General features: G+C 71.1%; 10 protein-coding genes and 1 pseudogene. 5 read left to right on the top strand and 6 right to left on the bottom strand.

All coding sequences use genetic code 11. From position 1 onward, the window contains the following. Positions 1-235: 235 nt before the first annotated feature. The 3 genes and pseudogenes from CP984_RS41630 to CP984_RS36870 all read right to left on the bottom strand — a co-directional run bounded on the left by CP984_RS41630 (position 236) and on the right by CP984_RS36870 (position 1,502). Positions 236-379: a hypothetical protein gene (locus CP984_RS41630; RefSeq protein WP_156100331.1), complete on the bottom strand. Its 144-nt coding sequence runs from the start codon at positions 377-379 to the stop codon at positions 236-238. Between the two features lie 32 nt (positions 380-411). Beyond that, a pseudogene (locus CP984_RS36875) lies at positions 412-783 on the bottom strand (aldo/keto reductase); the annotation flags it as partial. Positions 784-1,070: 287 nt separating this feature from the next. Then, the gene (locus CP984_RS36870) at positions 1,071-1,502 is read right to left on the bottom strand and encodes a hypothetical protein (RefSeq protein ID WP_003982912.1); all 432 of its coding nucleotides are present in this window, start codon (positions 1,500-1,502) and stop codon (positions 1,071-1,073) included. Between the two features lie 404 nt (positions 1,503-1,906). Here CP984_RS36870 and CP984_RS36865 point away from each other — a divergent pair, with 404 nt between their 5' ends. Continuing rightward, a complete protein-coding gene (locus tag CP984_RS36865; RefSeq protein ID WP_030190257.1) occupies positions 1,907-2,578 on the top strand; it encodes a hemopexin repeat-containing protein in 672 nt (223 codons plus the stop codon). A gap of 131 nt (positions 2,579-2,709) precedes the next feature. On the opposite strand, the gene nirB is transcribed toward CP984_RS36865, so the two are convergent. Continuing rightward, entirely contained in the window at positions 2,710-5,595 is a 2,886-nt protein-coding gene (gene nirB, locus CP984_RS36860; protein ID WP_003982914.1) for a nitrite reductase large subunit NirB, read from the bottom strand. A gap of 221 nt (positions 5,596-5,816) precedes the next feature. Between nirB and CP984_RS36855 the strand changes: the two genes are divergently transcribed. Continuing rightward, a complete protein-coding gene (locus CP984_RS36855; protein ID WP_158182436.1) occupies positions 5,817-6,620 on the top strand; it encodes a sirohydrochlorin chelatase in 804 nt (267 codons plus the stop codon). A gap of 113 nt (positions 6,621-6,733) precedes the next feature. After that, positions 6,734-6,982 carry a hypothetical protein gene (locus CP984_RS36850; RefSeq protein ID WP_003982916.1) on the top strand — a complete coding sequence of 83 codons (249 nt, stop codon included), beginning with the start codon at positions 6,734-6,736 and terminating at the stop codon, positions 6,980-6,982. Between the two features lie 13 nt (positions 6,983-6,995). Here CP984_RS36850 and pflA read toward each other — a convergent pair whose 3' ends face one another. Both pflA and pflB read right to left on the bottom strand, forming a co-directional pair. Then, positions 6,996-7,829 carry a pyruvate formate-lyase-activating protein gene (pflA, locus tag CP984_RS36845; protein WP_003982917.1) on the bottom strand — a complete coding sequence of 278 codons (834 nt, stop codon included), beginning with the start codon at positions 7,827-7,829 and terminating at the stop codon, positions 6,996-6,998. A gap of 107 nt (positions 7,830-7,936) precedes the next feature. Next, positions 7,937-10,195 (bottom strand): formate C-acetyltransferase, encoded by a 2,259-nt coding sequence (pflB, locus tag CP984_RS36840; protein ID WP_003982918.1) that lies wholly within the window; start codon positions 10,193-10,195, stop codon positions 7,937-7,939. Positions 10,196-10,433: 238 nt separating this feature from the next. On the opposite strand from pflB, the gene CP984_RS36835 reads away from it, so the two are divergent. After that, the gene (locus CP984_RS36835; RefSeq protein ID WP_003982919.1) at positions 10,434-11,303 is read left to right on the top strand and encodes a universal stress protein; all 870 of its coding nucleotides are present in this window, start codon (positions 10,434-10,436) and stop codon (positions 11,301-11,303) included. A gap of 140 nt (positions 11,304-11,443) precedes the next feature. Further along, positions 11,444-11,944, top strand: coding sequence for a pyridoxamine 5'-phosphate oxidase family protein (locus CP984_RS36830; protein ID WP_003982920.1), 501 nt, complete (start codon positions 11,444-11,446; stop codon positions 11,942-11,944). The last annotated feature ends 79 nt before the right edge of the window (positions 11,945-12,023 follow it).

The raw sequence follows: 12,023 nt of genomic DNA, 5'->3' as shown, positions 1-12,023 counted from the left end.
CGCCGGCGGGGCAGGCGCGGCGGGAGCGGGTGAGGGTGAAGCGGTCCACCGACAGCCGGTCGCCGCAGGGCCCGGACACCACGTATTTCCCGGCCGTCTTCACCAGCGGGTGCAGCGGCCCAGCGGCCGGACCTTCGTGCGGGCCATGGTGTTCTCTTCTCTTACCGGTCCCGGGTATCTGCGCGGGACCTCCGCTTCGACAACGAACGGCCCGACAGGTCGGGTGCGTCGCCCATCACTCCTCGTCTTCGCCATCCTCGACGGCGTCCGGGTCCCGCAGCAGGCGCAGGCCCTGGCCGGGCCCGCCGGCCTTGATGTTGAACAGGTAGCAGCCCAGGAAGTTGATGTGCGTGTGCTGGCCGACCAAGATCAATCTCACCGGTATTTCCTGTACGCCAACTACTCACACCCGTCCTCGATCTGGCCGCGCAGCTGCTCGGGGGTGGCGTGCGGCAGCCACCGGCCCGACGGGTCGCGCCCCGGTCCGACCTTGGTGGTGATCACGAGGTGTCCGGGTAGGGGGCCAGGGCGCGGTTGATCAGCTCGTTGGCGGAGCGCAGCGGGGCGAAGTAGAACGCGGCCGTGTCGATGTGGTTCACGCCGAGCTCGACCGCGCGGCGCAGCACGCCGATCGCCTGGTCGCGGTCGCGCGGGGCAGCATCGGGCGCGAACGCCTCGCCGTGCTGCGGCAGGCGCATCGCACCGAACCCGACCCGGTGGACCGTACGGTCGCCCAGCTCCCAGGTGCCCCGATGCCGCCGCGGTGATCGTCTGTGTGGTCATGGGGAGATGTTCTCCCCACGCCAGGCCGGCCCGCCATGGATCAGCACGCGCGAAACCATCGAGGAGTGGTCAGCCCGACAGGCCGGCGTTCTCGACGAGCGATCCGGCACAGATACGGTGCGCCGTCTCGCCCATGGAGGGGAAGCCGCGCCCGGCTCCCTGCTGCCGGGGTCCGCCACCGCGCATCCGGACGACGCCGCCGGCCCCGCACCCCCACCTCATGCCGGCAGGAATACGGGGCCGCTTCTACGATCCGGGGCCAGGGGCCTCAGTTCCTCAGGGCCGGGTCAGCGGACCTGTACCTTCACCACGTCCGAAGCCCTCATCCGCACGGGGTGGTTGTCGCTCGGGCTGTTCAACGCGTACAGGACGGCGCGGATTTCCAGCGTGCCGCGCTGCGTGCCCTTCGTCTTGGCCGTGGCCTGCGCCTCCGACCCTCCCCGCTCTACCGTGGCGCCACAGGCCAGCTGGTGCCATGCCTTGCCGGCGGTGCGGTCCTCCAGGCAGATCCGCATGTAGGAGGCCGCGTCGTCGTTCCCCTGCGCGGTGACCGTGAAGGTCTTGCCGACCGCCGTCGAGCTCGGCGCCGTGACGTCCACGCTGCCCTTGGCGTGTGCGGGTACGGCGGCCAGCGCCACCGAGGCCAGCCCCAGCGCGGCGGTCACGGCCACGCGGCGGCCGCTCAGCCTCTTGGTCCCGGTTTTCGTCGTCCTGGTCATGGACTTCCCTTCCGTGGAGCTCCCCCAAGCCGCGTCCACTGAACATGTCGTCAATCACTCATGGTGTGACGGCCGAGAAGGAAGTGACGCCCGAAGGCGTCCGTCCCCCCTTGCCAACCGTCCAGATGAGCGGATCACCCCGCGGGTTGCGCCGGATGGGCGCTTTTACAGTTTCCAGACGGTTCAGGGGGGCCTGGGGCACGCGGGGGAAACGCGAGGCAGTGGAGGGGGTTTGAGTGGATGTGGCATGGCTCGATCCGAATGGCGGAGTGATGAGGAATGAGCCGATCCGTGATGGTGGCGTGACACGACCGTAGTGGGCTGGCAATGTGACGTGACGAGCTCGAAGAGCCGCCGGCCGGCAGGCGTGCACCAGACCCATCGACCGCGAGAGGGTGTGGAACGTGGCAGAGCAGACCGCTTCCCCCGGTTCCTTCTACCGGCGTATCGACGCCGTGGTGCGGGCCAAGGGCAACGACCCCATCACCTGGGTGCTCAAGGACAACTCCTACGTGCGCTACGACATGAAGGAGAACCACGGCTTCGACGGGTATCCGAAGCTGATCGAGGGCAACTGGCCCGGCCTGGTCGACTCCTTCGGGCGCGGCATCGACGCCGCGCTCAACCGCCGGGACCAGCCGCAGGTCGTGTACCTCTTCAAGGACAGCCAGTACGTCCGCTACGACCTGGACTCCGACAAGGTGGAGCCGGGCTACCCGCTCAGCATCGCGGAGGCGTGGAAGGGGCTGCCGCCGGACTTCCAGCTCGGCATCGACGCGGCGGTCAACCACCAGAGCGACCCGAACGTCAGCTGGTTCTTCAAGGACGACCTGTACATCCGCTACGACGTCCCCAACGACAAGCTCCTCGGCGGGCCGACGCCCATCCTGCGCGGCTGGCGCGGGCTGCCGGAGAACTTCCAGCGGGGGATCGACGCGGCCGTCAACTCGGTGCTCGACACGGACAAGGTGTACCTGTTCAAGGACGACCAGTACGTCCGGTACGACCTGGTCAGCGACAGGACCGACAGCGGCTACCCGCTGCCGATCGAGGGGAACTGGAACTTCTTCAGGTGACCCGCGCGACATGACGCGCAGGCGCCACGACGCCCCGTCCGGAGGGTTTCGGACGGGGCGTCACCGCGGTGGCCGGCGGCTCGGGCGGACCGCCGCCCCCCGGCCCCCGAACCTTCACCCCATCCACCGGCTCACAGCACCCGCACCCCCCGCACATCAAGCCGCTGGCTCTCGTCGTCCAGGCAGGCGCCCGTGCGCAGGTCAAAGCGTTGCTTGTACATGGGTGAGGTGACGACCGGGGTGCCGTCGACCGCGCCGTAGATGCCGCGGGAGATGACGTCAGCCCGGGAGACGGGGTCGGTGTCCGAGACGGCGAAGAGTTCGCCGTCCGGGGAGCGGAAGAGGGCGATCGGGTCCGGTTCGTCGCCGACGCGGACCGGTATGCCGCGGCCGGGTTCGAGTTCGTCCAGGAGGCAGACGGACCGCCAGTCGCCGTCGTGCGTACGGACCTGGACGTGGCCGGGGGCGGCCGGGCCTGCGGGGGCGGGGTAGGCGCTGGTGAAGCGGCGGAGTTTGGCCGGGTCTTCCAGGACGGCCCGCCATTCGTCGCGGTAGGCGTCGACGTGGCGCTGCATCTGGGTTTCCAGTTCTTCGGCCAGGCCGAGGCTGTCGTGCAGGACGACGTTTCGTATGTGGTCGATTCCGCCGTCGATGCGCTCCAGCCAGGCCGCGGTGCGTTCCAGGCGTTCCGCGGTGCGGATGTAGAACATCAGGAAGCGGTCGATGGTGCGGATCAGTTGCGTGTCGCTCAGGTCCTGGGCGAGGAGGTCGGCGTGGCGGGGCTTGGTGCCGCCGTTGCCGCCCACGTACAGGTTCCAGCCCTTCGCGGTGGCGATGACGCCGACGTCCTTGCTCTGGGCCTCGGCGCATTCGCGGATGCAGCCAGAGGCCGCCAGCTTGAGTTTGTGCGGGGAGCGCAGTCCGCGGTAGCGCAGTTCCAGTTCCACGGCCATGCCGACGGAGTCGCGCTGTCCGAAGCGGCACCAGCGGGAGCCGGCGCAGGATTTCGCGGTGCGCAGGGATTTGCCGTACGCGTGGCCCGATTCGAGGCCGGCGTCGACCAGCCTGCGCCAGATGTCCGGCAGCTGGTCCACGGTGGCGCCGAACAGGTCGATGCGCTGGCCGCCGGTGAGTTTGGTGTACAGGCCGAATTCGCGGGCGATTTCGCCGAGCACGATGAGGTGCTCGGGGCTGATCTCTCCGGCGGGCAGGCGGGGCACCACGGAGTAGGTGCCGTCCTTTTGGAGGTTGGCGAGGAAGAGGTCGTTGGTGTCCTGGAGGGCGGCCTGTTCGCCGTCGAGGATGTGGTGCAGGCCGAGTTCGGGGCCGAGGGTGGCCAGGAGCGAGGCGACGGTGGGGCGGCAGACCGCGCAGCCGTGCGGCGGCTTGCCGTCCGGACCGGGTACGCCGTACTCCTTCGCCAGGCGCGTGAAGCTGTCGATGCCGGTCACGCGGATGATCTCGTACAGCTCGCGGCGGGTCTGCGTGAAGTCCGGGCACAGTCCGCCCGGTCCCGCCTCGATCCCCTCGGCCGCCAGCTGCGCTTCCATGATGGAGGTGACGGCGCCGACGCAGCCGCCGCACTGGGTGCCGGCGCCGGTGCACTTCTTCACCGCGGCCAGGTCGTGCGCGCCGCCGCGTACCGCCTCGCGCAGGGCTTTCTTCGTGACGCCGTTACAGGAGCAGATCACCGCGTCGTCGGGCAGCACCGCCGTGGTGTCCACCGGGCCCGATCCGTCGGCGGGCAGCAGGAAGGAGGCGGCCGGGCCGGGCAGCTGGGCGCCCACGAAAGGGCGCAGGGTGCCGTACGCGTCCGCGTCACCGACCAGGATGCCGCCCATCAGCTTGCCGTCCGGGCCGAGCACCAGCTTCTTGTAGACGCCGGAGCCGGAGTCGGCCCACAGCACCGAGCCGCCGGCGTCCGGGGCGAAGGGATCGCCGAAGGAGGCAACGTCCGCGCCCAGCAGTTTCAGCTTGGTGGAGGTGTCGGCGCCGGTGAAGCCGTTCTCCGCGCCGGTGAGGGTGTCCGCCAGGACTTCCGCCATCCGGTAGCCGGGGGCGACCAGGCCGTAGACGTTGCCGTCGGCGGCGCGGGCGCACTCGCCGAGCGCGTAGATCTCCGGTACGGAGGTGCGGCACTGGGCGTCGATCACGACGCCGCCGCGGTCGGCGACATCCAGGCCCGCAATCCTGGCGAGTTCGTCGCGGGGCCGTACGCCCACGGAGAAGACGATCAGGTCGGCCTGCACGCTGCCGCCGTCCGACAGCGACAGACCGCGCACGCGGCCGTCGGCGCCGGTCCACACCTCGGTGATCGCCGCGTCCGTGTGCACATGGACGCCCATCGCCTCGATGGTGTGGGCCAGGACATCGGAGCCGCCTCGGTCCACCTGGCCGGGCATCAGCCGGGGCGCGGCCTCGACCACGCTGGTCTCCAGGCCGAGCGAGCGCAGGGCACCGACCGCCTCCAGGCCCAGCAGTCCGCCGCCGATGACGGCCGCGGTGCGGGCGCCGCGTGCCGCTTCCTGGATGGCCCGGACGTCCTCGACCGTGCGGTAGACGAAGCAGCCGGGCGCGTCCCGTCCGGGGACCGGCGGGACGAAGGCGTAGGAGCCGGTGGCCAGCACCAGCGCGTCGTAGTGCCAGGCCGCACCGCGGCGCGTGGTCACCGTGCGGGTGGCGGCGTCGATGGCGGTGGCGGGGTCGCCGAGACGCAGGGTGATGTCGTGGCGTTCGAGGAAGTCGGGGTCGGCGAGGTCCAGGTCCTCCGGGGTGGTCCCGGTGAACAGCGAGGACAGGTGTACGCGGTCGTAGGCGCGTCGCTCCTCCTCGGCGAGGATCACCACGCGCCACCGCCGACCGTCCCCGGGAGCGTCCGGGCCGTCGGCTCCGCCGGGGCCTTCCGTACTGTCCGGCCCGGCGAGCGCGTCCCGTACGGCCAGCTCCTCCAGCAGCCGCTGGCCGACCATGCCGTGGCCGACGAGAACGAGAGTGGGCCGGTCGGTGGATGACACCATGAGAGCACTCCTGCCAACTGCTGGGCGCCGGGACGCGTTTTCCGTATTCCCCCGCCTGCCGCCCGAAGCCCGCGCCTTCCCGGGCCGCAGCGACTTCAGGCTATGCCCGCTGTGCGCCCGTACCCCGCGCCGAACGGCCTTTTGATCCGGGCCGGTCGTCCCTGTGGGTCCGGGACCGGCGGCGTCTTATGGCGGCGGTAACGCGCCATTACGGTGGCGGCATGGCGTCCTTTCCCCCGGTCCTGATCGCCGCTGCGCACGGCAGCCGTGAGGCCCGAGCGCAAAGGGAAACGGGCCGGTTGCCGGCGGAAATCCGCGCGCTGCGTCCCGCGCTCCGGGTGGAAAGCGCGTTCTTCGATTTTCACGGGCCCACGGTCGACGAAGCCGTTGCCGCGCTGAGGGGAACACCGGCGATTGTGGTGCCTTTGCTGCTGGGCGCGGGCTTTCATTTCACCGTGGACCTGCCCGCTCTGCTCGGGCCCGCCCGCGCCGCGAAACCGCTGGCTCCGCACCCGCTGCTGACCGAAGCGCTGACGTACCGTCTTGAGGAGGCCGAGGCGCGTGCCGGATCTCCGGCGGACGCCGTGGTGCTGGCTGCCGCGGGCTCGCGCCGGCCCGGCGGAAATGACGGCTGCTACGCCGTCGCCCGGCACCTGAGCAGGGCGTTGTACGTCCGGCGGGGCGAACCCGTTCCGGTACGGCCTGCCCTGCTGTGCGCCGGTCGCGAGGAGGACCGGTCGCTGGCCCGTACGGCACAGGATCTGCGCGCCGAGGGCCGTACCCGTATCGCGGTCGTCCCCTACCTGATGGCTCCGGGGCGCTTCTCCGACTATCTGGACGCGGAGGCCGAGCGTACGGGCTGCATGTGCACGGCGCGCCCGCTCGGTGCCCAGGCTGCCATGGCCCGCCTCGTTCTCGCACGCTTCGACGCGTGCGCCCGGCTCACCACGGCGGGGAATCCGGCAGATGCCGGAGTGGTCCGATGGGGCGTACCAGGCGTGTCGGACAAAGCCGGGTGTCGTTGACCCGGAAAAGCCCGATCAGGCCGGCCGGCCGTTCCAGAAAAGGATGAACGATGCGTGTCTTGCGTCCAGTCGTCGTAGCTCTCGCGGGGCTCACCTTCGCCGCGACTCTCCCCATGGGCGAAGCGTTCGCCGCGAAAGGGTCGTTCATCTGGCTGGGACCGAAAGGCACGCCGTATCTCGTCGAGAATCCGCCGAACGGCCGGTGCCTGACGATGGGACAGCACGCGCAGGCTCCCCGCAACGCGACGAAGACGCCGGCCGTCCTTTTCCCTGGCAAGAAGTGCAAGGGGCGGCCCATTCCGCTCGCCCCGGGTAAGCAGGCACCGCGCAGCACGACCTTCTCCAGCGTGCGGTTCGGCTGACGAAGCTCCGCGCTCACACCGCCGTCAGGCCGGCCCCTTCGAAGATCTCCCGTGCCGTCGCCAGTTCCGGCGCGGTGGGCGTCGGGGTGTCCCGCAGGGTGAAGTCCATGCCGAGGCGTTCCCACTTGGAGGCGCCGAGTTTGTGGAAGGGCAGTACGTCCACGCGGGTCACGTTGCCGAGCGAGGCGGCGAAGGATGCCACGCCCTCGATGTTGGCCGGGTCGTCGGTCAGCCCCGGGACGAGGACGAAGCGTACCCACACCTCTTTGTCGAGCCGGGCGAGCCGCCGCGCGAAGTCCAGGGTGGGGCGGAGCCGTTGGCCGGTGAGGCGCTGGTAGAGGCCGGGGTGCCAGGACTTGAGGTCCAGCAGGACGAGGTCGGTGTCCCGCAGCAGCGCGTCGGTGGCGCGGGCGCCGAGGTAGCCGGAGGTGTCCAGGGCGGTGTGCAGGCCGAGTTCGTGCTTGAAGCGGTGGAGGAGTTCGCCCGCGAAGACCGGCTGGAGGAGCGGTTCGCCGCCGCTGAGGGTGGTGCCGCCGCCCGCGGCCCGGATGAACGCCTCGTATTTCGCCGCCTCGGCCACCATCGCGTCGGCCGGAACGCGCTTGCCGTCGCGCATCTTCCAGGTGTCGGGATTGTGGCAGTACAGGCAGGCCAGGGGGCAGCCGGCCAGGAAGGTCACGAAGCGGGTGCCGGGCCCGTCGACGCCGGTGGACAGGTCCCAGGAGTGCACCGAACCGGCCATCGGGCGGTGCTGGACCGCGGCGGCCGGGGTGGCGGCCTCCCGGGCGGTCACCCCGGCGAGGGGCGGGGTGCGTACGGGAATCCCGGTCCCGAGCGAAACTGCCATGTCAGGTCCTCCTGAGGGGGTGTCTCCCAGGTGCGGGCGAGGAGAAGGACACGGCGCCGGTACCGGGGTGAGGGCCCGGCACCGGCGCCGTGGGCCGGGGAGCGGGGTCACAAGGCCCCGTGGAAGGTGCGGTTGATGACGTCGAGCTGCTGCTCACGCGTCAGCCGCACGAAGTTCACCGCGTAACCGGACACCCGGATCGTCAGCTGCGGGTGCTTCTCGGGGTGCTCCATGGCGTCCTCCAACGTCGCCCTGTCGAGGACGTTGACGTTCATGTGGAAGCCGCCGCCCGCCGTGTAACCGTCCAGTACGCCCGTCAGGTTCGCGATCCGCTCCTGCGCGGTGCGGCCGAGCGCGTCCGGCGTGATGGTGTTGGTCAGCGAGATGCCGTCCTCGGCATCGTCGTACGGCAGCTTGGCGACCGACAGCGCGGAGGCGATGTAGCCGTGCTCGTCGCGGCCGTTCATCGGGTTGGCGCCGGGCGCGAAGGGAGCGCCCGCCGGGCGGCCGTCCGGGGTGGCGCCGGTCTTCCTGCCGTAGACGACGTTGGAGGTGATGGTCAGCACGGACTGGGTGTGCACGGCGCCGCGGTAGGTGGGGTGCTTGCGCACCTTCTGCATGAAGGTGTGGACGATGTCCTTCGCGATCTGGTCCGCCCGGTCGTCGTTGTTGCCGTACGCCGGGTAGCTGCCCTCGGTCTCGTAGCTCGTGACCAGCCCGGTCTCGTCGCGGACGGCCCGCACCCTGGCGTACTTGAGCGCCGACAGCGAGTCCGCGGCGACCGACAGCCCGGCGATGCCACAGGCCATGGTGCGCAGCACGGTGCGGTCGTGCAGGGCCATCTCGATGCGTTCGTAGGCGTACTTGTCGTGCATGTAGTGGATGACGTTCAGGGCGTGGACGTATGTCTCGGCCAGCCACTCCAGCATCGCGTCGTAGCGCTCGGCGACGGTGGCGTAATCCAGGTAATCGCCCTCGACCGGCTCGAAGCCCGCCACGACGGTCTTGCCGGTCACCTCGTCCCGGCCGCCGTTGATGGCGTACAGCAGGGCCTTGGCGACGTTGACGCGGGCGCCGAAGAACTGCATCTGCTTGCCGACCGCCATGGCCGACACGCAGCAGGCGATGGCCGTGTCGTCGCCGTACTTCGGGCGCATCAGCTCATCGGACTCGAACTGGAGGGCCGAGGTGTCGATGGCGACCTTCGACGCGAACTCCTTGAAGCCGCCCGGCAGGCGCGGCGACCAGAAGACGGTCAGGTTGGGCTCGGGGGCCGGGCCAAGGTTGTAGAGCGTCTGGAGGGCGCGGAAGGTCGTACGGGAGACGAGCGGGCGGCCGTCCTCACCGATCCCGGCCAGCGACCAGGTGACCCAGGTCGGGTCGCCGGAGTACAGCTCGTTGTACTCGGGGGTGCGCAGGAACCGCACGATGCGCAGCTTGATGACGAAGTCGTCGATCAGCTCCTGCGCCCGCCGCTCGTCGAGGACACCGCGCTCGATGTCGCGCCGCAGGTAAATGTCGAGGAAGGCGTCGATGCGGCCGATCGACATGGCCGCGCCGTTCTGCTCCTTCACGGCGGCCAGATAGCCGAAGTAGAGCCACTGCACGGCCTCGCGGCCGGTGGCGGCCGGCCGGGAGATGTCGTACCCGTACGAGGCGGCCATCGCCTTCAGTTCGCGCAGCGCCTTGATCTGCTCGGCGATCTCCTCGCGCTCGCGGATCACGTCCTCGGTGGGCCACTGCGCGTCGGCGTCGGCCTTGGCGGCCTGCTTGTCCTCGATGAGCCGGTCGACGCCGTACAGCGCGACGCGGCGGTAGTCGCCGATGATGCGGCCCCGGCCGTAGGCGTCGGGCAGGCCGGTGATGATGCCGGCGGAGCGGCAGGCGCGGATCTCGGGCGTGTACGCGTCGAAGACGCCGTCGTTGTGGGTCTTGCGCAGCCGGGTGTAGATCTCCCTGACCGCCGGGTCCGGCTCGTACCCGTACGCGGCGAGGGCGCCCTCGACCATCCGCCAGCCGCCGTTGGGCATGATGGCGCGCTTGAGCGGGGCGTCGGTCTGCAGGCCGACGATCAGGTCCCGCTCCTCGTCGATGTAGCCGGGCGCGAACGCGTCGATCCGCGACGGGGTGCTGACGTCCACGTCGTGGATGCCCCGCACCCGCTCGTCGGGGAACATGCCGAGCAGCTTCCGCCACACCGCGGTGGTGCGCTCGGTGGGGCCCGTGAGGAAGGAGGCGTCGCCCTCGTACGGGACGTGGTTGCGCTGGACGAAGTCGCGGACGTCGATGGTGTCGCGCCACGGACCGCCGTCGAAGCCCTCCCAGGCCGTGCCGTCGGTCGTCTTCTCCAGGGGTGTGGCGGTCATGGTGCGCACCTTCCGAATCGCTGTGCCTGCGCTCGCCTCCATTGCACTCCCGCGCACCGTCTCCCCAGGTCGGCGATGGTCCCGACCCGAAGGCCGAAGGGCCCTCGGCGGGCGGTGGGCCGCGTGTCGGAAGGCCGTTGGTCCCCGGGCGCGGGACCTTGGGACCGTCCCCGCGGTGGCCGTGGAGCCCGGACAGTGGGGACCGGACGTACTTCCGTGCCCGCCTCAGGAGGCCACCATGCCCGGCACCGTCACCGTCGGACTGGACGGAACCGACCACAGCCTCGCCGCCGCCGACTGGGCCGCGGCCGAGGCCACCCGCCGAGGCGCGCGCCTGCGGCTGGTTCACGCGTGGGTCTGGCGCCCCATGGAGGCGCTGGTCGCGGCGGACGAGGAAGTGCAGCGCCGCTGGGCCACGGAAGTGCTGCGCCAGGCCGCCGCCCGGGTGGCGGAGGGCTTCCCCGAGCTGCCGGTCAGTACGGAGATCCTGGCGGACGAGCCGGTCGCGGCCCTGGTCGCCGCCTCCGCGGCGGCGGACCTGCTGGTGCTCGGTTCGCGCGGGCACAGCACGCTGGTCGGCTATCTGCTCGGCTCCGTCGGATTGCAGGTGCTGCGGCAGGCGGCCGGTCCCGTCGTCCTCGTACGCAGCCCGCGCCCCGACGACGCGGCGCGACCGCGTGACGAGGTGGTGGTGGGCGTGCAGGACGTACGGGAAAGCGATCCGGTGCTGGGATTCGCCTTCGCGGCGGCCGCGGCCCAGGGGACGAGCCTGCGAGCGGTACGGGCCTGGAATGTGCCGCCGGTCGTGGTGTGGGGCGGCGAGACCATGCGGGCGGCCGACGACGCCGGCGGGCTGGAGCCGCTGGAGCGCAAGCGGCTGGCCGATGCCGTACGGCCGTGGCGGGAGCGCTTTCCGCAGGTGGAGGTGGTCGAGCACGTCGAGATGGGCGGGGCGGGGCAGGTCCTGCTGTCCGCCGGAGCGCGGGCCCGGCTGCTGGTCGTGGGGCGCCGCAGCCCGGGCCGGCACGACCTGAGGAGGATCGGCGCGGTCGCGCACGCGGCGCTGCACCACGCGGCGTGCCCGGTGGCCGTGGTGCCCCACCCGTAGGACGGGAACAGCGGACGGCCTTGCGCACATGCCCCCGACCGGGGTCCGTTCGGCCCTGTTCTCGCGATCCCGCTTCGGGGAGGCTGGCAGGCAGGCAACGAGTGCCCGGACGAATGCCGCCGGAGCAGAGGGTGTGCAGGATGAACGACGAAGACGCTCAGCAGGTCGAGGAACTCCGTGAACCGGTGGCTCCCCGGGGGATGCAACAGTTGCCCCGGGGTGAATCGCTGCGGCTGCTGGGCAGCGTCCCGCTCGGCCGGCTCGTGTTCACCCAGAACGCCCTGCCGGCCATCCGGCCCGTCAACCACCTCATGGACGGCGAGGACATCGTCGTCCGGCTCAACGACGGGGCGACCCTGACCTCGATCGCGCCGCCCGCGGGCGAGGCGGGCCTGGTGGTGGCCTACGAGGCCGACACCATCGACCCGCGTACCCACCTGGGCTGGAGCGTCATCGTCACCGGCTACGCGCGGCTGGTCGCCGACCCGGCGCAAGTGGCCCGCTACCAGAACCTGTTGCGGCCATGGGTGCAGCAGACCATGAACGGCGTCCTGCGCATCCGGCCCGACCTGGTCACCGGCTTCCGACTGGTGGCACAGCCCGCGGTCGCGGTGTGCGCGGCGGGGGGACGGCGGAGCTGAAGTCCGGGCGCCGTTTCGAAGCGGCCAACACGGCCGCCAACGGCGCCCACCCCCGGCTCCGTCGGCCCTGCATCGACCG

This window comes from Streptomyces rimosus (assembly GCF_008704655.1).
GTDB lineage: Bacteria > Actinomycetota > Actinomycetes > Streptomycetales > Streptomycetaceae > Streptomyces > Streptomyces rimosus.
The sequence above is the reverse complement of the archived record's forward strand: the minus strand, read 5'-3'. Positions and strand labels throughout refer to the sequence as shown.